This is a genomic window from Brachybacterium sp. B718/18 (assembly GCF_055454375.1).
The window spans coordinates 20,387-44,057 of sequence record NZ_JBVDDO010000013.1; the positions used below are offsets into that span (position 1 = coordinate 20,387).

At 71.0% G+C, this 23,671-nt stretch carries 23 protein-coding genes and 3 tRNA genes; 21 read left to right on the plus strand and 5 right to left on the minus strand.

Annotation, left to right across the window (positions count from 1 at the left end):
* The first annotated feature begins 50 nt into the window (after positions 1-50).
* The 8 genes from ACZCAH_RS14490 (at position 51) to ACZCAH_RS14525 (ending at position 8,398) form a co-directional block, all read left to right on the plus strand.
* Positions 51-761, plus strand: coding sequence for an FHA domain-containing protein (locus ACZCAH_RS14490; RefSeq protein ID WP_329745076.1), 711 nt, complete (start codon positions 51-53; stop codon positions 759-761).
* 69 nt (positions 762-830) lie between these two features.
* Positions 831-5,294, plus strand: coding sequence for an FtsK/SpoIIIE domain-containing protein (locus ACZCAH_RS14495; protein ID WP_464341760.1), 4,464 nt, complete (start codon positions 831-833; stop codon positions 5,292-5,294).
* A 203-nt stretch (positions 5,295-5,497) separates the two neighbouring features.
* A complete protein-coding gene (locus ACZCAH_RS14500; RefSeq protein ID WP_464341761.1) occupies positions 5,498-5,767 on the plus strand; it encodes a WXG100 family type VII secretion target in 270 nt (89 codons plus the stop codon).
* Between the two features lie 113 nt (positions 5,768-5,880).
* Positions 5,881-6,363 (plus strand): hypothetical protein, encoded by a 483-nt coding sequence (locus ACZCAH_RS14505; RefSeq protein ID WP_464341762.1) that lies wholly within the window; start codon positions 5,881-5,883, stop codon positions 6,361-6,363.
* A gap of 475 nt (positions 6,364-6,838) precedes the next feature.
* The gene (locus ACZCAH_RS14510) at positions 6,839-7,102 is read left to right on the plus strand and encodes a WXG100 family type VII secretion target (protein ID WP_464341763.1); all 264 of its coding nucleotides are present in this window, start codon (positions 6,839-6,841) and stop codon (positions 7,100-7,102) included.
* Between the two features lie 46 nt (positions 7,103-7,148).
* Positions 7,149-7,418, plus strand: a complete 270-nt coding sequence (locus ACZCAH_RS14515) for a hypothetical protein (RefSeq protein WP_464341764.1) — start codon at positions 7,149-7,151, stop codon at positions 7,416-7,418.
* Positions 7,419-7,787: 369 nt separating this feature from the next.
* Positions 7,788-8,048, plus strand: coding sequence for a hypothetical protein (locus ACZCAH_RS14520; protein ID WP_464341765.1), 261 nt, complete (start codon positions 7,788-7,790; stop codon positions 8,046-8,048).
* 80 nt (positions 8,049-8,128) lie between these two features.
* Entirely contained in the window at positions 8,129-8,398 is a 270-nt protein-coding gene (locus ACZCAH_RS14525; protein WP_464341766.1) for a WXG100 family type VII secretion target, read from the plus strand.
* A gap of 78 nt (positions 8,399-8,476) precedes the next feature.
* Here ACZCAH_RS14525 and ACZCAH_RS14530 read toward each other — a convergent pair whose 3' ends face one another.
* Complete coding sequence (locus ACZCAH_RS14530) at positions 8,477-8,965, minus strand: YajQ family cyclic di-GMP-binding protein (protein ID WP_464341767.1); 489 nt, start codon at positions 8,963-8,965, stop codon at positions 8,477-8,479.
* 276 nt (positions 8,966-9,241) lie between these two features.
* Between ACZCAH_RS14530 and ACZCAH_RS14535 the strand changes: the two genes are divergently transcribed.
* The 10 genes from ACZCAH_RS14535 (at position 9,242) to ACZCAH_RS14580 (ending at position 15,347) form a co-directional block, all read left to right on the plus strand.
* A tRNA-Tyr gene (locus tag ACZCAH_RS14535) sits at positions 9,242-9,323 on the plus strand.
* A gap of 86 nt (positions 9,324-9,409) precedes the next feature.
* Positions 9,410-9,482 (plus strand) — tRNA-Thr (locus ACZCAH_RS14540).
* Positions 9,483-9,536: 54 nt separating this feature from the next.
* Positions 9,537-9,613, plus strand: a tRNA-Met gene (locus ACZCAH_RS14545).
* A gap of 97 nt (positions 9,614-9,710) precedes the next feature.
* On the plus strand, positions 9,711-9,881 hold the full coding sequence (gene rpmG, locus ACZCAH_RS14550) for a 50S ribosomal protein L33 (RefSeq protein ID WP_029360274.1): 171 nt from the start codon (positions 9,711-9,713) through the stop codon (positions 9,879-9,881).
* Between the two features lie 175 nt (positions 9,882-10,056).
* Positions 10,057-10,506: an FAS1-like dehydratase domain-containing protein gene (locus tag ACZCAH_RS14555; protein WP_464341768.1), complete on the plus strand. Its 450-nt coding sequence runs from the start codon at positions 10,057-10,059 to the stop codon at positions 10,504-10,506.
* Positions 10,507-10,566: 60 nt separating this feature from the next.
* A complete protein-coding gene (locus ACZCAH_RS14560; RefSeq protein WP_329745091.1) occupies positions 10,567-11,019 on the plus strand; it encodes a MaoC/PaaZ C-terminal domain-containing protein in 453 nt (150 codons plus the stop codon).
* A complete protein-coding gene (locus ACZCAH_RS14565) occupies positions 11,016-12,143 on the plus strand; it encodes a UDP-N-acetylmuramate dehydrogenase (protein WP_464341769.1) in 1,128 nt (375 codons plus the stop codon). The genes ACZCAH_RS14560 and ACZCAH_RS14565 overlap by 4 nt, the downstream gene beginning before the upstream one ends.
* Positions 12,144-12,248: 105 nt before the next feature.
* A complete protein-coding gene (glyA, locus tag ACZCAH_RS14570) occupies positions 12,249-13,517 on the plus strand; it encodes a serine hydroxymethyltransferase (protein ID WP_464341770.1) in 1,269 nt (422 codons plus the stop codon).
* 63 nt (positions 13,518-13,580) lie between these two features.
* The gene (locus tag ACZCAH_RS14575) at positions 13,581-14,480 is read left to right on the plus strand and encodes a bifunctional methylenetetrahydrofolate dehydrogenase/methenyltetrahydrofolate cyclohydrolase (protein ID WP_464341771.1); all 900 of its coding nucleotides are present in this window, start codon (positions 13,581-13,583) and stop codon (positions 14,478-14,480) included.
* Between the two features lie 45 nt (positions 14,481-14,525).
* Positions 14,526-15,347 carry an exodeoxyribonuclease III gene (locus ACZCAH_RS14580; protein ID WP_464341772.1) on the plus strand — a complete coding sequence of 274 codons (822 nt, stop codon included), beginning with the start codon at positions 14,526-14,528 and terminating at the stop codon, positions 15,345-15,347.
* A 622-nt stretch (positions 15,348-15,969) separates the two neighbouring features.
* On the opposite strand, the gene ACZCAH_RS14585 is transcribed toward ACZCAH_RS14580, so the two are convergent.
* From ACZCAH_RS14585 to sdhC, 4 genes are all read right to left on the minus strand, one after another.
* Positions 15,970-16,725, minus strand: coding sequence for a succinate dehydrogenase iron-sulfur subunit (locus ACZCAH_RS14585; RefSeq protein WP_464341773.1), 756 nt, complete (start codon positions 16,723-16,725; stop codon positions 15,970-15,972).
* Positions 16,725-18,500: a succinate dehydrogenase flavoprotein subunit gene (gene sdhA / locus ACZCAH_RS14590; protein WP_464341774.1), complete on the minus strand. Its 1,776-nt coding sequence runs from the start codon at positions 18,498-18,500 to the stop codon at positions 16,725-16,727. Before sdhA ends, ACZCAH_RS14585 begins: the two co-directional genes overlap by 1 nt.
* An 83-nt stretch (positions 18,501-18,583) precedes the next feature.
* Positions 18,584-19,048 carry a succinate dehydrogenase hydrophobic membrane anchor subunit gene (locus ACZCAH_RS14595; RefSeq protein WP_464341775.1) on the minus strand — a complete coding sequence of 155 codons (465 nt, stop codon included), beginning with the start codon at positions 19,046-19,048 and terminating at the stop codon, positions 18,584-18,586.
* A 3-nt stretch (positions 19,049-19,051) separates the two neighbouring features.
* On the minus strand, positions 19,052-19,429 hold the full coding sequence (gene sdhC / locus ACZCAH_RS14600; protein WP_329745100.1) for a succinate dehydrogenase, cytochrome b556 subunit: 378 nt from the start codon (positions 19,427-19,429) through the stop codon (positions 19,052-19,054).
* Between the two features lie 218 nt (positions 19,430-19,647).
* On the opposite strand from sdhC, the gene ACZCAH_RS14605 reads away from it, so the two are divergent.
* The 3 genes from ACZCAH_RS14605 to ACZCAH_RS14615 all read left to right on the plus strand — a co-directional run bounded on the left by ACZCAH_RS14605 (position 19,648) and on the right by ACZCAH_RS14615 (position 23,572).
* The gene (locus tag ACZCAH_RS14605; protein WP_464341776.1) at positions 19,648-20,817 is read left to right on the plus strand and encodes a mannose-1-phosphate guanylyltransferase; all 1,170 of its coding nucleotides are present in this window, start codon (positions 19,648-19,650) and stop codon (positions 20,815-20,817) included.
* A 146-nt stretch (positions 20,818-20,963) separates the two neighbouring features.
* Positions 20,964-22,205 carry a M20 family metallopeptidase gene (locus tag ACZCAH_RS14610; protein WP_464341777.1) on the plus strand — a complete coding sequence of 414 codons (1,242 nt, stop codon included), beginning with the start codon at positions 20,964-20,966 and terminating at the stop codon, positions 22,203-22,205.
* A gap of 251 nt (positions 22,206-22,456) precedes the next feature.
* Positions 22,457-23,572 (plus strand): BMP family lipoprotein, encoded by a 1,116-nt coding sequence (locus ACZCAH_RS14615; RefSeq protein ID WP_464341778.1) that lies wholly within the window; start codon positions 22,457-22,459, stop codon positions 23,570-23,572.
* Positions 23,573-23,671 lie beyond the last annotated feature (99 nt).

Sequence of the window (23,671 nt, forward strand, 5' to 3'; positions counted from 1 at the left end):
GGAATGAGGAACGTGATGAGCGAACGCAGCACAGAAGGGAAGGGATGACGATGGCGTCGACGATCTCCGTCGAGTTCTGCGGCGAGTGGTACCGGGTCGCCGAGGGGGAGGAGCTGACCATCGGCCGCGAGGCCGACCTCAACGTCGATGACGACAACCCCTTCCTGCACCGCCGCTTCCTGACGATCGTGCAGGTCGAGTCGATGTGGTGGCTGGTGAACATCGGGTCGCGGCTGTCCGCGACGATCACCGACGGCACCGGCAGCATGCAGGCCTGGCTCGCGCCGGGAGCGCGGATCCCGCTCGTCTTCGACGAGACCAAGGTGGTGTTCACCGCCGGGCCGACGACCTACGACCTCTCCGTCCACGCCGAGTCGCCCGAGTTCGAGCGGGTCACCCATCCCGACGACCCAGTGGGGGAGACCACCGTCGGGTCCGTGCAGCTCACCGCGAGCCAGAAGCTGCTCATCCTCGCCCTCGCCGAGCCGATGCTGGTCCGTGAGGGCTCCGGCATGAGCTCCGTCCCGACCTCGGCGCAGGCCGCTCAGCGTCTCGGGTGGCCGCTGACCAAGTTCAACCGCAAGCTGGACAACGTCTGCGACAAGCTGGACCGCCTCGGGGTGCGCGGACTGCGCGGCGGCCCCGGGAAGCTCGCGAGCAACCGACGGGCCCGCCTCGTCGAGCACGCGGTCTTCTCGCGTCTGGTCTCGAGCGAGGACCTGCCGCTGCTGGACCAGTCCCAGGACGAGGACGACGAGTAGGACCGAGCCGATCCCCGCCGCGGGGATCCGGACGGGCGGGCGAGGGGCCCGCCAGGGGGAGGAGACCAGATGCGCATCAAGCTCACGCTGCGCAGGCCCGAGGACCGGCTGACGGACCTCGAGGTCACGGCCGACGCGACGGCGACCGTGGCCGATGTGGCGAACGCGCTGTACCTCGCGGACCCGCTGCGCAGCGAGGTCGAGCCCCCCGAGGGTCTGACCCTGCAGGTGCAGGACGCGGGCGCCGGACCCGGGGCGAACGGGGTGCGCTCCCTGGATCGCGAGATCGACCTGATCCAGGCGGGGCTGCGCTCGGGCAGCGTGGTCTCCATCGCCCGCTCCTCCACCGAGTACGCCACGCGCTCGGAGTCCCGCGGCGCGGCGGTCGCCCTGATGCGGGTGCTCTCCGGCCCGGAGGCGGGCCGCGAGTTCCCGCTGCCCAGCGGCTCCAGCGTCATCGGACGCGAGGGCGACCTCGACATCCGCATCGCCGACCCGATGCTCTCCAAGCGGCACGCCCGCATCAACGTCGGCGACACCATCGAGATCGTCGACCTGCACTCCAGCAACGGCGTGGTGATCGGCGGCGAGCAGGTCCAGCGCGCCGTCATCGGTCCCGCGGACACCGTCCTCATCGGCCAGACCACCTTCTCGGTGATCGCCCTGCACCGCCTGGGCGGGACCGCGCCCAGCTCGCCCGTCGTCGAGTTCAACCGCTCCCCGCGCGTCGTGCCCCGCTTCCCCTACCGGCCGCTCAAGGCGCCCACCCCGCCCAAGGAACCGGGCCCGCAGTTCTTCCCGATCTTCATGTTGTTCGCCCCGGTGCTCATGGGCGGCTTCATGTTCTCGCTGACGCGCAGCCCCTTCTCCCTCATGTTCGTGTTCATGATGCCGCTCATGGCCACGGCCGGTTACCTCAACCGCAAGTGGCAGGCGAAAAAGCAGCTCGAACGGCAGATCGAGAACTTCGAGGAGGGGCTCGCCTCGCTCAAGCGCCGCGTGACCGCCGCCCAGGACCTCGAACGCGCGGTCCGCCTCGTCGAGGCGCCGTCGGCCGCGGACACCGTCGACGCCGCCTTCCGCCTGGGCCGCCTGCTGTGGACCCACCGTCCCGAGCACAACGCCTTCGGCACGCTCCGCCTCGGGCTCGGCATCGCCGAGTCCCGGGTGGGCATCGACATGCCGTCGGAGAACGACGCCATCCCGAAGTACTGGGACATGCTCGACGACATGCACGAGGAGTACAAGATGATCGCGGGGGTCCCGATCGTCTCGGAGCTCCGCTACGCCGGGAATCTCGGCGTCGCCGGCGGCGGTGCGGAGGCCGACGGGGTGGCCCGCGGGATCGTCACCCAGCTCTTCGCCCTGCACTCGCCGGCCGAGATGGCGATCGCGGCGATCACCTCCCGCTCCAGCCGGGAGATGTGGCAGTGGCTGAAGTGGCTCCCGCACACCTCGAGCCCCCATTCGCCGCTCCCCGGCGACCACCTCGCGGACGCCCCCGGCCGCGGCACCTCCCTGCTCTCCCGCATCGAGGAGCTCATCGAGCAGCGCACCGGGGACGCCCCGGCCACTCTGCGCACCCCGATGACCAGCGACGTCACCTCGGAGCCGCCGATCCCGCCGGAGCCGGTCACGCCGAGCCTGGTGGTGATCATCGAGGACGACGCCCCCGTCGACCGTGCCCGCCTGGTGCGCATCGCCGAGCGCGGCCCCGATGCCGGGGTGCACGTCATCTGGTGCGCCCCGAACGTCGCGGCGCTCCCCGCGGCCTGCCGCACCTATGTCTCGGTGGAGGAGGCGATCGAGGGGGCGAGCGCCGGCCACGTGCGGCTGGGCGAGCGTTTCTACCCCGTTACCGTGGAGACCGTCTCCGTCGAGGTGGCCGCGGGCGTCGCCCGTCACCTCTCGCCGGTGGTCGATGCGGGCGTGCCGATCGACGACGACTCCGACCTGCCCCGCGCCATCTCGTACCTCAAGCTCGGTGGCAAGGCGCTCGCCGAGGAGCCGGACCACATCATCGAGCGGTGGAAGGAGAACAACTCCCTCACCCCGCGCGACGGGTCCGAGCCGCAACGCCGCAAGCACGATGCGAACCTGCGCGGCCTCATCGGCCACAACGGCCAGGACGCCTTCCACCTCGACCTGCGCACGAACGGCCCGCACGCCCTCGTGGGCGGCACCACCGGCGCCGGCAAGTCCGAGTTCCTCCAGGCCTGGGTGATGGGCATGGCCACCGCCCACAGCCCCGACCGGGTCACCTTCCTGTTCGTGGACTACAAGGGCGGTGCCGCCTTCGCCGACGCGATCGAGCTGCCCCACGCCGTGGGTCTGGTCACCGACCTGTCCCAGCACCTGGTGCGTCGCGCCCTCACCTCGCTGCGGGCGGAGCTGCACTACCGCGAGCACCTGCTGAACCGGAAGAAGGCGAAGGATCTCGTCTCGCTCGAGCGCACCGGGGATCCCGAGGCGCCGCCGAGCCTGATCATCATCGTCGACGAGTTCGCGGCCCTGGCGAAGGAGATCCCCGAGTTCGTGGACGGCGTCGTGGACGTCGCCGCGCGCGGCCGCTCCCTCGGCCTGCACCTCATCCTGGCGACGCAACGTCCGGCAGGCGTCATCAAGGACAACCTGCGGGCCAACACCAACCTCCGCATCGCCCTGCGCATGGCGGACGAGGCCGACTCCAAGGACATCCTGGGCGACAAGATGGCCGCCCACTTCGACCCGGGCATCCCGGGGCGCGGCGCCGCGAAGACCGGTCCGGGTCGTATCGCCACCTTCCAGACCGGCTACGCCGGCGGCTGGACCACCGATGAGCCCGAGCGGGCGCGGATCGACATCGTCGAGAAGGACTTCGGCACCGGCGAGCAGTGGGACATCCCGAGCCCGCCCGCCAAGGAGGTCAAGGATCCGGGCCCGAACGACATCACCCGCATGGTGACCACGATCCGGGCCGCGGCCGATAAGGCCGGCGTGCCCGCGCCGCGCAAGCCGTGGCTCTCCGAGCTCGCCGACGCCTACGACCTGTCCCGGCTGCCCACCCGACGCACCGACGAGGAGCTGCTCCTCGGCGTCATGGACATGCCCGAGGACCAGGCACAGCCGACGATCTCTTACTACCCGGACCGCGACGGCAACATGGCCATCTACGGCACCGGCGGATCCGGCAAGTCGACGACCCTGCGGACCCTCGCGATCTCCGCCGCCTCCACGGTGCGCGGCGGCCCCGTGCACGTGTACGGCCTCGACTTCGGCGCCTCGGGTCTGACCATGCTCGAGGAGCTGCCGCACGTCGGCTCGATCGTGCCGGGCGACGACGAGGAGCGGGTCATCCGCCTGCTCCGCACGCTGCGCGAGATGATCGACGAGCGCGCCCGCGACTTCGCCCGGGTGCGGGCCGGCTCGGTCGCGGAGTACCGCGAGCTCGCGAACGCTCCCGACACCCCGCGCGTGCTGCTGCTGGTGGACGGCATGGCCGCGTTCCGCGAGGCCTACGACTTCTCCAACCTCTCGAAGTGGTTCACCACCTTCGTGCAGATCGCCACCGACGGACGTCAGGTGGGCGTGCACGTGATCGTGACCGGCGACCGCCCCAACGCCATCCCCACCTCGCTCGGCTCCTCGATCCAGCGGCGGCTGATCCACCGCATGGCGAGCGTGGACGACTATTCGGGCTTCGGCGAGCCCAAGGACGTCCTCGACGGGGCCTCGCCCCCCGGCCGGGCGATCCTCGAGGGGCACGAGGTGCAGATCGCCGTGCACGGCGGCGACTCGAATGTGGCGATCCAGTCGCGGGAGGTGGCCAAGCTCGCCAAGGCGATGCGCCGCGCCGGCGTGCCGGAGGCGCCGGGGATCCGGCGTCTTCCCGAGCGGGTGGAGTTCTCGGAGCTGCGCCCGGTCGTCGGGGGCCAGCCGGTGCTCGGCCTGGCCGACGAGACACTCTCCGAGATCACCTTCGAGCCGCGTGGTGCGTTCATGGTCACCGGCCCGATGGGCTCGGGCCGCACCACCGCGATGCTGACCATCGCGACCGGTCTGAAGGCGCTCGAGAACCCGATGCGCCTGGTCCGCTTCTCCTCGCGACGCACACCGCTCACCGGTCTGCCGATCTGGGACGTGGAGGGCTCGGATCCGGAGACGGTGCGGGAGCTGGCCGCCCAGCTGCGGCAGACCATCGAGTCGGGAGCGGTCGAGGAGGGCCGGCTGGCGCTGTTCATCGACGGCATCGCCGACTTCACCGGCTCCGGCATCGAGAACGACCTCGACAAGCTGATCCGGGCGTCCACCCGGGAGGGCCAGTTCGTGGTGGGCGAGAATGAGTCCGCGTCGTGGTCGCAGGCGTACGTCCTCGCCCAGCCGTTCAAGGCCGGACGTCGCGGTCTGCTCCTGCAGCCCGGCGAGATGGACGGCGACACTCTGCTCGGAACGTCATTGGGGAGGATCCGTCGCGCGGACTTCCCGACCGGCCGCGGCTTCCTCGTCTACAGCGGTCGAGCGATGAAGCTGCAGGTCGCGCAGATCACCCGCTGATCCGGGGCGCTCGCCGGAGCGGCGCTCGCCTCTCCCGGCGACGTCGCGGCGCGCCCGCGGGACGGCGTCCGTCCCCATGGGGACTCCTCCCCATGGTGACGCAGGCCCCCGCGACCTAGAGTGAGGCCATCGAACACCACGGCACGAGCCGGTGCACCTGCGCAGGGGCGCGGATGCCACGAACTGGGAAGGGGAACCCCGCAGTGAACGCCACCAAGGGAATGAACGTCGAAGAGGTCCGCCGGATGGCGACCCAGCTGCGCGAGGCGGCCGAGGAGATCACCCGCATCGAGCAGGAGCTCACCTCCGGACTCGAGGGCGTGGACTGGACGGGGCCGGACGCCGATCGCTTCCGCGGGCAGTGGTCGGGGGAGATGGTGCCCGCGCTGCAGCAGATCATGACCGCCGTCGACGAGCTCGGGGACACCGCGGATCGCAACGCCGCGGAGCAGGAGTCGACCTCGTCGAACTGAGCCTTCGGCACCGCTCGAGGCAGTCAGCGGGGCCCGGGCGGTGACGCCGTCCGGGCCCCGTTCCCTGCTGGTAGGTTGAGTGCCGTCACCGGTGGGAGGAACGGAGCACATCCATGGCCAAGAGCATCACCTATCCGAGCGCGGACTTCCCGGGACCTCCGCGGATCACCCTCGAGGTCCCGGACGACTGGGCGACGCTGACCGTCCCCGGCGTCCAGCTCGCCGTCGCGCAGCCCCGGGTGGAAGGGCGCTTCCGCGCGAACGTCGTCGTCACCGTCCAGCGCTTCGGCCCGGACTTCACCCTCGAGGCCGCCCGGTCCGGTCTCGAGCAGCGCAAGGCGGCGCTGCCGGAGCTGGAGGAGCTCGGCACGGGCGAGCTCGAGGTGTCGGGGGACACCTGGATCGCGAGCGAGTACGGCTACACGCAGCCCGGCCGGCCGACGGTCGTGCAGGCCGCGCGCTACGCCGTCCTGGACCGCGGGGGAGTGGCGACCGATGTACTCGAGATCGTCGGCAGCTGCGGGGCGGAGAGCGCCGAGGACGAGATCGAGACGATCCGCGCCATCCAGGACTCGGTGGGCGTGGACCTCAGCTGAGGGGATCGAGGACAGCGCACCCGGAGAGGCCCCCGACCGCCACGGCGGTCCGGGGCTCTCTGCCGTGCGCAGGGCGACGGGCGTCGAGGTAATCCGATGGGAATCACGGTCTCGCCGACGGGTGCGTCGGGGGCACGGCGATCGTGATGCCGGAGGTGGTGCCGGCGGACATGCCGACGGTCATGTCGGAGCTGCTGCCGACAGGCTGCTCCCGCGGGCCGACGACGGGGCCCGGCAGGGGGATCTGCTCTCCTCGTACCGTCAGCTGATCTCGGGAGAGGGTCTGTGACCTGCAGCGATACCTCTCGGTCGGGGTGGGGAGGGGAATGGGGAGTTGTCCCCATTCCCTCCCGGTGGAGGTCCGCTCTAGGGTAGAGCCATCACCTGGAGCACAGGGACCGAGCAAGCGACCGGGGGTCGCAGGGAACCTGCCGAGGGTGGCGACAGAATCCAGAATCGACGTTTGGGGAAGATCATGAAGAAGGGTATGAACCCGGAGGCCGTCGAGGCCATCGCCGGCGACATCGACGAGCTGATCGAGAGCATGAACTCGATCTACGAGGGCCGTCTCGGCTACGTGACCGATCTCGACTGGACCGGTGAGGACCGTGACAAGTACCTCTCAGAATTCGAGAGCACCGTCGGAACCGCGAACCAGGCCGTCGTGCAGCGGCTGACGGACTTCGCCGAGCGCCTCCGCACCAACGCCCAGGCACAGCGCGAGACCTCGGGCAACTGACGCCCGACCGCGACCACCACCACGACAGAACACAAGGGGAGACATCATGGCTTTCAAGGGAATGAACCCGGACGAGGGTCGCGAGACCGCTGGCCTCGTCACCGAAGCGGCGAGCACCGTCAACGACAACACCGACATCCGCACCTCCAAGATCATGAGCGTGGAGTGGGTCGGTCCGGACTACGACAGCTTCACCTCGGACTGGAACTCCTTCCTCTCCGGTCAGCTGTCGCAGCTCTCGGAGGCGTACCGCACCAAGGGTGACGAGCTCACCAAGCACGCCGACGAGCAGGACGACACCTCGAACGCCGGCTGAGTCCTCTCCGGCGCCCGCCGCCCATCCAGCGCCCCGCCCCCGATCCGTCGGGGGCGGGGCGCTGTGCGTCGTGGGCCGGGATGGGGCGGGGGAGGGAGAGTGCAGCCGCGAGGCGCGGAATGGGTGACGGTTCCTTGGGGAGGAACCGTTCATCCACAGCCCGTGGTGTTGCAGATATCGCTGTGGCCAGCACCGACGCTGCCACAACGGGCATCGGGGGAGGTTGGGGAGTAGTCCCCATCGCGGAAGTCCGCCGGCGCTCCTAGGCTGAGTCCATCACCTCGAGGAGGGATCGAGGAGGCGGCCGCGGGTCGCGGAGATCCCCTCGGGCAGGTGCGACCGGAACGACCACGAGTATCGGAGGGCACGATGAAGAAGGGCATGGACCCCACCGCGGTTCAGAAGATGGGGCAGCAGACCGAGGAGGCCGGGCAGACCGTCCAGGAGCTCTTCTCCCGGGCGAGCTCGCGGGTGAGCGAGCTCGACTGGACCGGCGAGGACCGCGACGCTTTCGTCCAGGAGTTCGAGAGCACGATCGGTCAGCTGGTGCAGGCCGTCGTCCAGCAGACGAGCGAGTTCGCCAGCCGCGCCGCCGAGAACGCGGCGCAGCAGATCGACGCGTCCTCCTGATCCCACGGGCCCGGGCGACGGGCCCGCTCCCAGCACGAACTTTTCGACATCCGGCCCCATAGGGGCAGAAGGGGTAGGTCATGGCTTTCAAGGGAATGAACCCGGACGAGGGACGCGAGGTCGCGCAGTCCCTCGTGGAGACGGGCGAGACCATGCTCGAGGCGATCGAGGCCGTCACCAGCATCGTGAACTCGGTCGAGTGGATCGGCCCGGACTACGACGCGTACCAGGAGGAGTGGAACTCCTTCGTGGGCGGTCAGGTGAACAACCTGCTCGAGGGGCTCAAGGCCAAGGGCGACGAGCTCACCCAGCACGCCGACCAGCAGGACGACACCTCGAACGCCGGTTGATCAGCCGGTCCGACCCGAGAGGGTCCCACCCCCGTGCGGGGTGGGACCCTCTCGTCGTGCATCGGTCGTGTGCGGCGCTCAGCGGTAGTTGATGAACTGGAGCGCCACGTCGAGGTCCTTGCCCTTGAGCAGCGCGATGATCCCCTGCAGGTCATCGCGGCTCTTGGAGGAGACCCGCAGCTCATCGCCCTGGATCTGGGCCTTCACGCCCTTGGGGCCCTCGTCGCGGATGATCTTGGAGATCTTCTTGGCGTCCTCGGTGCTGATGCCCTCCTTGAGGTCCGCCACGAGGCGCATCTCCTTGCCGGACTGCTTCGGCTCGCCGACCTCGAGGGCCTTGAGGGAGATGCCTCGCCGGATCAGCTTGGACTGGAGCACGTCGAGCACGGCCAGCACCCGCTCCTCGGCGTTCGCGGTCATGACGATCTGGTCGCCGCTGAGGGACACCGACGCCCCCGTGTTCCGGAAGTCGTAGCGCTGCCCGACCTCCTTCACGGCCTGGTTGACCGCGTTGTCGACCTCCTGGCGGTCGAGCTTGCTCACGATGTCGAACGACGAGTCAGCCATGACGGGGCTCCTTCACTGGGGCGGTGGGTGGATGCTGCTGGCACTCTTGCACACCGGCCGCGGGTGCGCAGCGCCGACGCGAGCCGGCATGGTCCGGAGCTCGTCCCGGCGCGCCGTGTTCCTGCAGGTCGGACCGGCTGTGACCATGGTCATGCGGTCCAGGGGCTCTCTCGGTTCGCACCCCCGCTCGGACCCCGCTATGCTGTTCCGAGTCCGCTTCCGGCGGCCCGCGAACCTGGTCCTCCAGGCGCGAGGGGCGACGGGAGAGGTCATCCCGGCAGGTTACCCGAGTGGCCAAAGGGGGCTGACTGTAAATCAGCTGGCTATGCCTACGGGGGTTCGAATCCCTCACCTGCCACCGCGGAGGATCCTTGTGATCCGACGCACGGGGAGCGCCCCACGAATTGCCTCGCGGCAAGGAGATTGGGTAGTGTTCACCGGGTTGCCCTGATAGCTCAGTCGGCAGAGCATCTCCATGGTAAGGAGAAGGTCAAGGGTTCGATTCCCTTTCAGGGCTCTGATGGTTGCGGCGGCCCGATCTCGAGAGAGATGCGGGCCGCTCGACCGTCACGCCGGGGTAGCTCAGACGGTTAGAGCGCACGACTCATAATCGTGAGGTCGCGGGTTCGATCCCCGCCCTCGGTACCACGCCGGTCTCGACCGGAGTGCAGGATCCACATCCCCCGAGTACGGGGACCCACGAGGCGCGCCGCCGGGTGCGCCACCCGGACGAAAGAGGCGAACCGTGGCGAGCAAGAGCTCTGACGTGCGTCCCAAGATCACCATGGCCTGTGTTGATTGCAAGGCGCGCAACTACATCACCAAGAAGAACCGTCGCAACACCCCGGATCGGCTCGAGCTCTCGAAGTTCTGCCCGACCTGCGGCAAGCAGACGGCGCACCGCGAGACCCGCTGAGTCCTCGCGAGCTCACCAAAGGCCATTCGGGCTCGTCCCGGGTGGCCTTTCGTGCATCCCGGTCCGCGTGCGCAGCGCGTCGAGCGCGCCGCAGCTCCCGTGACGCGGACGGACCTGAGATCATCGCGGGGTCCGCACCGTCGGCCCCGCGCCGCGCCCCCTTCCCGGAGATGACATGACCACCGCTCCCGATCCGTCCTTCGCGGGCCGCACGTACCCGGCCGGCCCCGCGCATACCGTCTCGGCAGCGAAGATCGCCGAGTTCGCCCGCGCGACCGGCGCGAGCTCGCCGCTGCACACCGATGTCGAGGCCGCCCGCGCCGCCGGCCACGCCGACCTCGTCGCCCCGCCGACCTTCCTCGTCTCCCTCGCCCAGGAGACCGAGGCCCAGTACATCGAGGACCCGGCGGCGGGCATCGACTTCACCCGCGTCGTGCACGGCGAGGAGTCCTTCACTCTGCAGCGCCCCATCGTCGCCGGGGACCAGCTGGTCCCCACGCTCACCGTCGAGTCGGTGCGCGCCGCCGGCGGTCACGCGATGGTCACCACCCGCGTCGATCTCGCCGACGAGGCGGGCGCCGAGGTCGCCAGTGTGCGCAGCATGCTCGTCGTCCGCGGCGACTGACAGTCCGCCGGCCTCTCCGCCACCGCCCACTCCGCCCGTCTGTCCCGACCAGGAGCAGCCATGACCGCCCCCGCCCTCCGCCTCGCCGACCTCGCCGTCGGCCAGGAGCTCTCCCGCACCTCCCACGAGATCACGCGCGATGCCCTCGTCCGCTACGCCGGGGCCTCCGGCGACTTCAACCCGATCCACTACAACGATGCCGTCGCCGCCGAGGCCGGGCTCCCTGGCGTGATCGCCCACGGCATGCTCACGATGGGCACCGCGATCACCGGCCTGCTCGACGTCCTCGGCGATCCGACTCTCGTGCGCTCCTACTCGACCCGCTTCACCAGCCCGATCCCCGTCCCCGCGACCGGCTCCGCCCTCCTCGAGGTCGTCGCCGTCGTCGGCGCGATCGACGAGGCGGCCGGGACCGCCCGGATCGACCTGACCGCGCAGGTCGACGGCACCAAAGTGCTCGGCCGCGCCCGGGCGACCGTGGCCCTGCCCGCCGGCGGACCGGCCGCGGCATGAGGCTCTCCGCGCTGACCACGCTGCGGATCGGCGGAGAGATCCGGCATCTCGTCGAGGCCCGCACCGCCGACGAGGTCATCGCCGCGGTCTCCGCCGCCGACGAGGCGGGCGAACCGCTGCTGGTGCTCGGCGGAGGGTCCAACCTCGTCGCCTCCGACGAGCCCTTCGCGGGCACCGTCGTGCTCCTGCGCGACCCCGAAGAACCGCCGCTGCTCGACGCGACCTGCGAGGTCGGCGCCTCCGGGGAACCCGACGGCATCCCCGTGGATCCCGCGGATCTCACCCCGCTCGATCCCACCTGCGGCGGGGCCATCGCCGAGCACTTCGCGGGGGTCAGCTGGGACCGCGCGGTCCGCTACGCCGTCGCTCGCGAGATGGTGGGCCTCGAGGCGCTCTCCGGCATCCCCGGCACCGTCGGGGCGACCCCGATCCAGAACGTCGGCGCCTACGGGCAGGAGGTCGCCGAGACCATCTCCCGCGTGCGCACCTGGGACCGTCACGAGAGTCGGGTTCGCACCTTCTTCGCCGCCGACTGCGACTTCAGCTACCGCGACAGCGTCTTCAAGCGCGCCCGCTACGAGGGGCCCGTTGCCTCGGCGACCGGCCGCTACGTGGTGCTCTCGGTGACCTTCCAGCACACCCTCGGCCGTCTCTCCGCGCCCATCCGCTACGCGCAGCTCGCCGAGGCCCTCGGCGTCGCCGTCGGGCAGCGGGCGCCGATGACCGAGGTGCGCGAGGCGGTGCTCGCGCTCCGCGCCGGCAAGGGCATGGTGCTGGACCCCACCGATCACGACACCTGGAGCGCGGGCTCCTTCTTCACCAACCCGGTGCTCCCCGCGGCCGTCGCCGAGCGTCTCCCCGACGGTGCTCCGCGGTATCCCGCGGGGGAGGGGCTGGTGAAGACCTCCGCGGCCTGGTTGATCAGCCATGCGGGCGTGGAGCGCGGCCACAGTCTCTCGCCGCGCGCCGCCGTCTCCACCAAGCACTCCCTGGCGCTGACCAACCGCGGCGGCGCCTCGAGCGAGGAGATCGTGGCCCTTGCCCACGACGTGCAGGCCCGGGTGCAGGAGAGCTTCGGCATCGCGCTCGAGCCCGAGCCGGTCCGCCTCGGCGTCGACCTCTGAGGGGGCCGGGTGTCATCTCCCGGAACACGACAGGGCGCCCCGGGCGGCTCGGCCTAGGATGGGACCGGCGCCCGACGCCGTCCCACCGTCCCCGCAGGAGGCCCCGTGAACGTCCTCGATCAGTCCCTCTCCGAGCTCGACCCGGAGATCGCCGGCGTCCTCGAGCGCGAGCTCGCCCGTCAGCAGCGCACCCTGGAGATGATCGCCAGCGAGAACTTCGTCCCGCGCGCGGTGCTGCAGGCGCAGGGATCGGTGCTGACGAACAAGTACGCCGAGGGCTACCCGGGTCGCCGCTACTACGGCGGCTGCGAGGAGGTCGACGTCGCCGAGCAGATCGCGATCGACCGCGCCAAGGCACTGTTCGGCGCGGAGCACGCGAACGTCCAGCCGCACTCGGGAGCGACCGCCAACGCGGCCGTGATGCACGCCCTCGCCCGCCCCGGCGACAAGCTGATGGGCCTCTCCCTCGCCCACGGCGGCCATCTCACCCACGGCATGAAGATCAACTTCTCCGGACGTCTCTACGACATCGTCGCCTACGAGACCGAGCCCGGCACCGGCCTGATCGACATGGACAAGGTCCGCGAGCTCGCCGTCGCCGAGCAGCCCAAGGTCATCGTCGCCGGCTGGTCCGCCTACACCCGTCAGCTCGACTTCCCCCGCTTCCGCGAGATCGCCGACGAGGTCGGCGCCGCCCTGTGGGTCGACATGGCGCACTTCGCCGGTCTCGTCGCCGCGGGCCTCCACCCGAGCCCCGTCCCCTACGCGGACGTCGTCTCCACCACGATCCACAAGACCATCGGCGGCCCCCGCTCCGGCATGATCCTGTGCACGGAGCAGTGGGCCAAGAAGATCGACTCCGCCGTGTTCCCCGGCCAGCAGGGCGGCCCGCTCATGCACGTGATCGCCGCGAAGGCCGTCGCGCTCAAGGTCGCCGCCTCAGAGGGCTTCAAGGACCGCCAGGTCCGCACCCTCGAGGGCGCCCGCCTCATCGCCGAGCGCCTCCAGGCCGAGGACGCGAAGGCCGCGGGCGTGAAGGTCATCTCGGGCGGCACCGACGTGCACCTGGTCCTGGTCGACCTCGTGGACAGCGAGCTCGACGGCCAGCAGGCCGAGGACCGCCTCCACGAGGTCGGCATCACCGTGAACCGCAACGCCGTCCCCAACGACCCGCGCCCCCCGCGCATCACCTCGGGCCTGCGCATCGGCACCCCGGCGCTCGCCACCCGCGGCTTCGGTGCCGAGGAGTTCGCCGAGGTCGCCGATGTCATCGCCCTCGCCCTCACCGGCGGCGCGGACCTCGAGAGCCTCCGCGCCCGCACCGCGGCGCTCGCGGACAAGAAGCCGCTGTACCCCGAGCTGCAGCAGTACTGATCGACCGTCGCGGGGCCCGGCGCTCGTTCCCGACCGTTCCCAGCGCTCCCCGGAAGGAGCCCCATGACCGCCCAGATCCTCGACGGCAAGGCCACCGCGAAGGCCATCAAGGCGGAGCTCGCCGAGCGCGTCGCCGCCCTCGTCGCCGCCGGTCACCCGCAGCCCGGCCTCGCCACCGTCCTCGTCGGCGAGGACCCGGGCAGCGCGGCCTATGTGCGCGGCAAGCACCGTGACAGCGCCCAGATCGGCCTGAACTCGATCCAGCGCCACCTGCCCGCGGAGACCACGCAGGAGGAGCTCGAGGCCGTCATCGACGAGCTCAACGCGGATCCCGCCTGCACCGGCTACATCGTCCAGCTGCCGCTGCCGAAGCACCTCGACACCGATGCGATCCTCGAACGGATCGACCCGGCCAAGGACGCCGACGGCCTGCACCCGATGAACCTCGGCCGTCTCGTGCTGAACGCCTACGGCCCGATCGCGACGCCGCTGCCCTGCACGCCGCGCGCCGTCGTCGAGCTGCTGCTCCGCCACGAACTGGACCTCAAGGGCAAGGACGTCGTGGTGATCGGTCGAGGCGTGACCGTGGGCCGCTCCATCGGCGCGCTGCTGACCCGCCGCGAGATCAACGCGACCGTGACGCTCACCCACACCGGCACCGCCGACCTCTCCGACCACCTCAAGCGGGCGGACGTCATCGTCGCCGCGGCGGGTGTCGCCCACCTGGTACGGCCCGAGGACGTCAAGCCCGGCGCGATCGTGCTCGACGTCGGCGTCTCCCGCCAGGAGGACCCGGACGGCGGGAAGGCCACCCTGGTGGGCGATGTCGACCCGGCCGTCGCCGAGGTCGCCTCGTGGATCTCCCCGAACCCGGGCGGCGTCGGCCCCATGACCCGCGCGCTGCTGGTTCAGAACGTGGTGGAGATGGCGGAGCTCGCCGCCGGACTCGACCGCATCGCCTGAGCGGGGCCTCCCGGGGCGTCGGCCGGCGCTGACATACTGGCGACCATGACTCTCACCCTCGCCACCGTCAACGTCAACGGCCTGCGCGCCGCCGCCCGCAAGGGGATGGCCGACTGGCTCGCCGCCACCGCCGCGGACGTGATCACCCTGCAGGAGGTGCGGGCGCCCGACGAGCTGCTCGCTGATCTGATGGGGGAGGGGTGGTCCATCGTCGGCGAGGCCTCCGAGCTCAAGGGCCGTGCCGGTGTCGCGATCGCCGCCCGCACCTCCCTCGAGCGCATCGACCTCGAGGGGGTGCGCCGCGGTCTGCCGGGCCTCACCGAGCCCACCCACACCGGCCGCTGGCTCGAAGCGGACCTCCAGGACCCGCTCGGCGACGGGACGGACCTGACGGTCATCTCCTGCTACATGCACTCGGGCAGCGTCGACAAGCCGCAGACCATGACCGACAAGTACGAGTTCCTCGACGTGATGTTGCAGCGGCTCGAGGAGCTGCGCGCCGACGGCCGCCACGTGGTGCTCACCGGCGACCTCAACATCGCCCACGCCAACAACGACATCAAGAACTGGAAGGGCAACCTGAAGTCCGCCGGGTTCCTGCCCGAGGAGCGGGCCTACCTCGACCGGCTCCTCGTCGAGGGGGACTGGGTCGACGTGCAGCGCCGCCTCGCCGGGGACGTCCCCGGCCCGTACACCTGGTGGTCCCAGCGCGGCCAGGCCTTCGACAACGACTCCGGCTGGCGCATCGACTACCAGCTCACCACCCCGGCGCTCGGCGATCGAGTCACCGCGGTCCAGGTCGACCGCGCCCCCAGCTACGACACCCGCTGGTCCGATCACGCACCTCTCGTGGCCGAATACGCCTGAGCCGGGGCACCGGCGGGGTCGCGATCGGAGGCCGTGGGCCCCGCCCTTCTTGTGCGCCCGCTCTTCTCGGACCGGCGGGGCGGGGCCTAGCCTGTGCCCTTGGAGACCCGCACCCTGTCCCTGCCCGACGCCGAGATGGTCCACGATGTGCACGGCCCGCTTCCTCCGGCCGACGGTGGGGAGGTGCTGCTGCTCATCGGCCAGCCCATGACCGCCGACGGCTTCACCGATCTCATCGCGGAGCTGGGCGACCGCACCGTCGTCGCCTACGACCCGCGCGGGCTCGGCCGCAGCACCCGCAGTGACGGCAGCGCGCTGAACGATCCGCGGCGGCGGGCCGAGGACCTGCACGCCCTGACCGCGGAACTCGGCGGTCCCGTCGAGCCCGATCCACCCGCGCGCTCGCCGCCCGGCTCGGCCTCGAGCCGGTTACTTTCCCCGGGGACCACGGCGGCTTCGCCATCGGCAACCCCGCCGAGCCCGGTGATCCCGCCGCCTTCGCGGCCCGCCTCCGCGAGGTGCTCGCCACCGGCCGGGACTGAGCGCGACCGACACGACGAGGCCCCTCCGCCAGGGCGGAGGGGCCTCGTCGGCTCGCGGGGGAGCCTGATCGTTCAGGCGCTCAGATGCGACCGCGGATCACGGCCTGCTTCACCTCGGCGATGGCCTGGGTCACCTGGATGCCGCGAGGGCACGCCTCCGAGCAGTTGAAGGTCGTGCGGCAGCGCCACACGCCGTCCTTCGAGTTGAGGATCTCCAGGCGCTGCTCGCCGGCGTCGTCGCGCGAGTCGAAGATGAAGCGGTGCGCGTTGACGATCGCGGCGGGGCCGAAGTACTGCCCGTTGGTCCAGAACACGGGGCACGAGGAGGTGCACGCCGCGCACAGGATGCACTTGGTGGTGTCGTCGAAGCGCTCGCGCTCCTCGGCGGACTGCAGCCGCTCGCGGCTGGGCTCCTGCCCCTTCGCCACGAGGAACGGCATGATCTCCTTGTAGGAGTCGAAGAACGGCTCCATGTCGACGATCAGGTCCTTCTCGACGGGCAGGCCCTTGATCGGCTCGACCGTGATCGGCTTGGTGACGTCGAGGTCCTTGAGCAGGGTCTTGCAGGCGAGGCGGTTGCGGCCGTTGATCCGCATCGCGTCCGAGCCGCACACGCCGTGGGCGCAGGAGCGGCGGAAGGACACCGAGCCGTCCTGGTGCCACTTGATGTCGTGGAGGGCGTCGAGCACACGGTCGGTGCCGTGGGCGGTGACCGTGAACTCCTCCCAGCGCGCCTCGGAGTCGGTGTCCGGATCGAAGCGCGCGATGCGCAGGGTCACCTGGAACGAGGGGATCGCCCCGGCCTCGGCCTGGGGCTTCTCAGCGACGGCAGTCATCAGAACGTGCGCTCCTTCGGCTCGTAGCGGGTGATCACGACGGGCTTGGTGCCCAGACGGATCGAGGTGCCCTCCTCGCCCTCCTCACCCGGCAGGGTGCGGTAGGCCATGGTGTGCTCGAGGAAGTTGACGTCGTCGCGGGTCGCGTAGTCCTCGCGGAAGTGCCCGCCGCGGGACTCGCGACGGTTCAGCGCACCGAGCGCCACGATCTCCGCGAGGTCCAGCAGGAAGCCGAGCTCGACGGCCTCCATCAGATCGAGGTTGTACCGGCGGCCCTTGTCCTGGATCGCGACGGAGGCGTAGCGCTCCTTGAGCGTCCTGATGTCGGCGAGGGCCTGGCGGCAGGTCTCGTCGGTGCGGAACACCTGCACGTTGAGGTCCATGGACTCCTGCAGGTCCGCCCGGATGTTCGCGATGCGGTCCTCGGTCGCCGGGCGGTCCCGGAGACGCTGCAGCAGCTCGACTGTCGGGACCTCGGCCTGCTCGGGCAGTTCCGCCAGCTCGACGGTCGCGGCGTGCTCCGCGGCGGCGATGCCCGCGCGGCGACCGAACACGTTGATGTCCAGCAGCGAGTTGGTGCCCAGGCGGTTGCCGCCGTGCACGGAGACGCAGGCGGTCTCGCCGGCCGCGTAGAGGCCGGGGATCACGTCGGTCGCGTTGGCGAGCACCTCGCCCTGGATGTTGGTGGGGATGCCGCCCATGCCGTAGTGCGCGGTCGGGTAGACCGGGACCGGCTCGGTGTACGGCTCGACGCCCAGGTAGGTGCGCGCGAACTCGGTGATGTCGGGGAGCTTCGCGTCGATGTGCGCGGGCTCGAGGTGGGTGAGGTCCAGGAGGACGTACTCCTTCTTGGGGCCGCAGCCGCGTCCCTCGCGCACCTCGTTGGCCATCGCGCGCGCCACGACGTCGCGCGGGGCGAGGTCCTTGAGCGTCGGCGCGTAGCGTTCCATGAAGCGCTCCATGTCGCTGTTGCGCAGGATCGCGCCCTCGCCGCGCGCCGCCTCCGAGAGGAGGATGCCGAGGCCTGCAAGGCCGGTCGGGTGGAACTGGAAGAACTCCATGTCCTCGAGCGGGATGCCGCGGCGGAAGGCCATCGCGGGGCCGTCACCGGTGAGCGTGTGGGCGTTCGAGGTGGTCTTGAAGATCTTGCCGAAGCCGCCGGAGGCGAACACCACGGACTTCGCGCGGAACACGTGGATCTCGCCGGTGGCCAGCTCGTAGGTGACCACGCCCGCGGCGCGGACGCCCTCGTCGGACCGGGGGTCGCCGGTCATCAGCACGTCGAGCACGTAGTACTCGTTGAAGAACTCCACCTGCTGCTTCACGCAGTTCTGGTAGAGGGTCTGCAGGATCATGTGGCCGGTGCGGTCCGCGGCGTAGCAGGCGCGGCGCACGGGCGCCTCGCCGTGCTCACGGGTGTGACCGCCGAAGCGCCGCTGGTCGATGCGGCCCTCGGGGGTGCGGTTGAAGGGCAGGCCCATCTTCTCCAGGTCGAGCACCGCGTCGATGGCCTCCTTGGCCATGACCTCGGCGGCGTCCTGGTCCACGAGGTAGTCGCCGCCCTTGACGGTGTCGTAGGTGTGCCACTCCCAGTTGTCCTCCTCGACGTTGGCGAGGGCGGCGCACATGCCGCCCTGGGCCGCGCCGGTGTGGGACCGGGTGGGGTACAGCTTGGTGACGACCGCGGTGCGGGCGCGCTTGGAGGACTCCAGGGCGGCGCGCATGCCGGCGCCGCCGGCGCCGACGATCACCACGTCATAGGTGTGGGTCTGCATGTCGAGGGACAGCTCCGTTCCGAGTCGGGTGGAGGGGGACTACAAGGCGGGGGGCGGGCCGGTGGGGGTTCAGCGGGCGGGGATCAGGCCTCGCACACTGCCGGCAGCAGGCTCGGCTCCGCGCCCGCCGGGCACGGGTCGAAGGTGAAGATCACGAGCGTGCCGAGGACGATCGTCACCACGACGGCGAGGAGCAGCAGGCCCTTGAGGACCAGCCGCGCCCGGTCGCCGCGGGCGTAGTCGTTGATGATCGTGCGCACGCCGTTGCCGCCATGGATCAGACCCAGCCAGAGCATCAGCAGATCCCAGACCTGCCAGAACGGGTTCGCCCACTTGCCGGCGACGAAGGCGAAGTCGATGCCCTTGACGCCGAGGCCCAGCCACAGGTTCACGAAGAGGTGGCCGAACACGAGGATCACCAGCAGCAAGCCGGAGGCGCGCATGAACAGCCACGAGAGCATCTCGAAGTTGATGCCGCGCTGGCCGGTGCGCCGATACCGGGTGGTGGGGTCGGGCAGCGGAGGGAGGGAGGTGTCGGTGGTCGTCATCGCTCAGGCTCCGAACATGTGCATGAGATGGCGGGGGAGGAAGCCGGCCATGAGCACGACCCACAGCACGACGACGCCCCAGAAGAGGCCGCGCTGGTGCTTCGTGCCCTTCGACCAGAAGTCGACCAGGATGATGCGCAGGCCGTTGAGCGCGTGGAAGACGACCGCGCCGACGAGGCCGATCTCGCCGAGGCCGAAGACGACCGTCTTGTAGTGGCCGATCACCTCGTTGTAGGCCTCGGGGGAGACGCGCACCAGGGCGGTGTCCAGCACGTGCACCAGGAGGAACAGGAAGATGAGCATCCCGGAGATGCGGTGAGCGACCCAGGACCACATGCCCTCGCGACCGCGATAGAGCGTCCCGGTTTGGGCTGATGCCACGGAGTTCCTCCAGAAGCGACGGGGGGAGGCCGGGCGCGGTACGTCACGGCGACTGTTTCACGACGCTGCGACAGATCATCGCCCCCGACGGGGACCCGGCCAGCGTAGCACCATGACGTGCAGGTTCTGTGCCGGAAGGGGTGCCCCGGGGTGAGTCGCCGAGTGACCCCCGCAGGGAGGCCCGAGCGGCGTCCGGGGCCGCGGATATGCTGGTCCGCATGCCTTCGGCCCCTTTCGTCCCGGTGATCCCCGCGGGCGGTTCCGGCACCAGACTGTGGCCGCTCTCACGGCGAGCCCGCCCCAAGTTCCTGCTGGACCTCACCGGCAGGGGCTCCTCCCTGCTGCAGCAGACCCTCGATCGCCTCGCCCCGCTCGCCGATCACCCGCCGGTCGTCGTGACCGGGACGGCCCATGCCGCCGAAGTGCGCGCCCAGCTCGACGCCGCGGGGCACGCGAGCACCCGGATCCTCGCCGAGCCCTCGCCCCGCAACTCCATGCCCGCGATAGCGCTCGCCGCCGCGGTGATCGAGCGGGAGCATCCCGACGCAGTGCTCGGCTCCTTCGCCGCCGACCACCTGATCGAGAATCAGGAGGCCTTCACCGCGGCCGTCGCGATCGCGCGCAAGGCCGCGGAGCTGGGGTTCCTGGTGACCCTCGGGATCTCGCCGACGGGGCCCGAGACCGGATTCGGCTACATCCAGGAGGCGGACCCCGGCGCCGAGGGCACCGCCGCCCGGGCGCTGCAGGATCTCGGCGCCCGCCCTGTCGCCCGCTTCGTCGAGAAGCCCGACCGGGAGACGGCCGAGGGTTTCCTCGCCGAAGGCCGCTTCTCCTGGAACGCGGGGATGTTCGTGGTGCGCGCCCGGGTGATGCTCGACGAGCTCGCCGTCCGGATGCCCCCGCTCGCCGCCGGGGTGCGGGAGCTCGCCGCGATGCTCGGCACCCCCGGGGAGAGGGCGGCTCTCGACCGCCTCTGGCCGACGCTCACCGCGATCGCCATCGACCATGCGCTCGCCGAGCCGCTCGCCGCCGCGGGCCGGGTCGCCGTCGTGCCGGGCGCCTTCGGCTGGGACGACGTGGGCGACTTCGCCGTGCTCGCCCGGCAGCTGCGGTCGACCGGCAGGTCGGCGGCGGGGACGGGGACCGTGGCCCGAGAGGGCGCGGACGACTCCGATGTCCAGGTTCTGGGCGGGGCACGGGTGGATGCCATCTCCTCCCGGGCGACGGTGTACGGTGCCACGGATCGTCACGTCGCCCTGGTCGGGCTCGACGGGATCAGCATCGTCGACACCGACGACGTCCTGCTGGTGCTCGCCGACGAGCACGCGCAGGATCTCGCCCGCCTCGTGGCGGGTCTCGACGGGGCCGACGCGGAGCGGTTGCGCTGAGGCGTCCCCGGGAGCCGGCGCCGGGGACCTGCACCGACCCTCGTGCCGGAGCCGGCGCGGACCGGCCGGCCGCGGAGCCGTGGTGACGGAGCAGGACGACCAGAGTGACCAGTCGGATCAGGGCGCACAGCCGGGAGGGTGCAGCGGTGGAGCAGACGCAGCAGCAGCGGACGGACGTGGCGGGAACGCCCCGGATCCTCGGTCCCGGCGGCCTGATCGCCCGCACCGTCGCCGAGCGCTCCGACCTGATGCGGGCGGTCCGCCGCCACCTGCACCGCCATCCCGAGCTGTCCCATGCGGAGCACCGGACCACCGACTACGTCGTCGAGCACCTCGAAGGCCTCGGTCTCTCACCCGTGCGCATGGCCGGCACCGGCGCGATCTGCGACATCCCCGGCAGCGATCCCACGCTCCCGCTGATCGCGCTGCGCGCCGACATGGACGCGCTCGGCATCCCCGAGCTGACCACCGTCTCGTACCGCTCCGTCGTCGAGGGCGTCTCCCACGCCTGCGGGCACGACGTGCACATGAGCGCGGTGCTCGGCGCCGCCGGCGCCCTGGTGCGCGTCGCGGAGGAGGGTGCGCTGCGCCGCGGCGTGCGCCTGGTCTTCCAGCCCTCCGAGGAGCGCCACCCCTGCGGGGCGCTGGACCTCATCGGCCAGGGCGTGCTCGACGGCGTCGACTCGATCCTCGCCCTGCACTGCGATCCGGGCGTGGACGTGGGCCACATCGGGCTGAAGACCGGTCCCATCACCTCGGCCACCGATCCCGTGGCGATCCAGGTGCGCGGCGCGGGCGGGCACACCTCCCGGCCGCACCTCACCCAGGACCTGGTCTACGCCCTCGGCTCGATCGCGACCCAGCTCCCCGCCGCGCTCAGCCGCCGCATGGACCCCCGCTCCGGGGTGAACCTCACCTGGGGCAGCATCCACGCCGGCTCCGCCTTCAACGCGATCCCCTCCAGCGGCAGCCTCGAGGGCACGCTGCGCTGCCTCGACCACGACGCCTGGGACCAGGCCGAGGAGCTCCTCGAGGAGGTGCTCGCCGACCTGGTGCGCCCCTGGGGCGTCGAGGCCCGCGTGACCCACGACCGCGGCGTGCCGCCCGTCTCGAACTCCGCCTCCTCGGTCGCGGTGCTCTCGGCGGCCGTCACCGGGGTGCTCGGGGCGGACCGCCTCGACCCCACCGCGCAGTCCCTCGGCGGCGAGGACTTCGCCTGGTACCTCGAGAAGGTGCCCGGCGCCCTCGCCCGGCTCGGCACCCGCACCCCGGGCGGCCGCACCTTCGACCTGCACATGGGCGATCTGATGATCGACGAGCGGGCGATCGACTACGGCGCGGCGGTGCTCGCGAGCGCCTGCGTGCACAGGGACCCCGTCGGCCCCTGATCCTCGGCCAATCCCCGACTGGTCCCCGACCGATCCCCCCACTGAGCGCCGGGAACCCGGCCCGCCGGCCCCGCCCGGTTCACCCGGGCGCCACCTCCGCGTCGATTTCATAACGGTTCTCGCACGGGGCCTCGACCCGGCCTCGCCGCGAGCTCCTGGCGGCTAGGGTCCGAGTCGTCTGCGACAGCGCTGTCGCCGCACGCGATCCCACTCGGCCCACCCGGCCTCGCCCACCGTTCCGGAGGAATCCCATGAAGACCACCTCTCGCGCGTTCGCCCTCGCGGGCATCGCGGCCCTCGCGCTCGCCTCCTGCGGCACCCCGCCCGAGGAGACCGCCGGCGGCGGCGGCAGCGACGCCGGCGGCGCCTCGACCGACTACAAGGCCTGCATGGTCTCCGACTCCGGCGGCTGGGATGACAAGTCCTTCAACGAGTCCAGCCACACCGGCCTGCTCAACGCCGAGGAGAAGCTCGGCATCGAGACGCAGGAGGCGGAGTCCACGACCGACTCCGACTTCGCGCCGAACATCAACAACATGGTGACCGAGGGCTGCGACCTGATCATCACCGTCGGCTTCCTCCTCGCCCCGGCGACCGGCGCCGCGGCGCAGGCCAACGAGGGCACCGACTTCGCGATCGTCGACTCCACCGCCCAGGACGCCGACGGCAACCCGATCGAGCTCGACAACGTCAAGCCGCTCGAGTTCGACACCGCCCAGGCCGCCTTCCTCGCCGGCTACCTCGCCGCCGGCATGACCGAGACCGGCAAGGTCGCGACCTACGGTGGCATGGACATCCCCACCGTCACCATCTTCATGGACGGCTACGTCGACGGCGTCGCGCACTACAACGAGACCCACGGCACCGAGGTCGAGGTGCTCGGGTGGAACAAGGAGACCCAGACCGGCTCCATCGTGGGCACCTTCGAGGACCAGTCCAAGGGCAAGGCCGTCTCCGACGAGTTCTACAGCGCCGGCGCCGACATCGTGATGCCCGTCGCCGGCCCGGTCGGCGCGGGCACCCTCGCCTCCGCCAAGGAGGGCGATGACCGCATGGTGATCTGGGTCGACGCCGACGGCTTCGAGACCAACGCCGCTGATCCCGACGCACAGGCCACAATCCTCACCTCCGTCATGAAGGAGATGACCGTCGCGGTCGAGGACGTCATCACCGGTGCGGCCGGCGGCGAGTTCGACGCCACCCCGTACGTCGGCACCCTCGAGAACGGCGGCGTCGGCCTGGCGCCCTTCCACGATTTCGAGGATGATGTCCCGGCCGAGCTGGTGACCGAGCTCGAGACGCTCAAGCAGGAGATCATCGACGGTACCGTCGTGGTCGAGTCCGAGGCGTCCCCCGCGGGGGCCTGACCCTCGCAGCCGCCCGCGGTCCCCGTCCCGGATCGGGACGGGGACCGCGTTCCCTGTCAGAGACCCTCCGCTCCGAGATCCGGGGCGCAGCCGACGGAA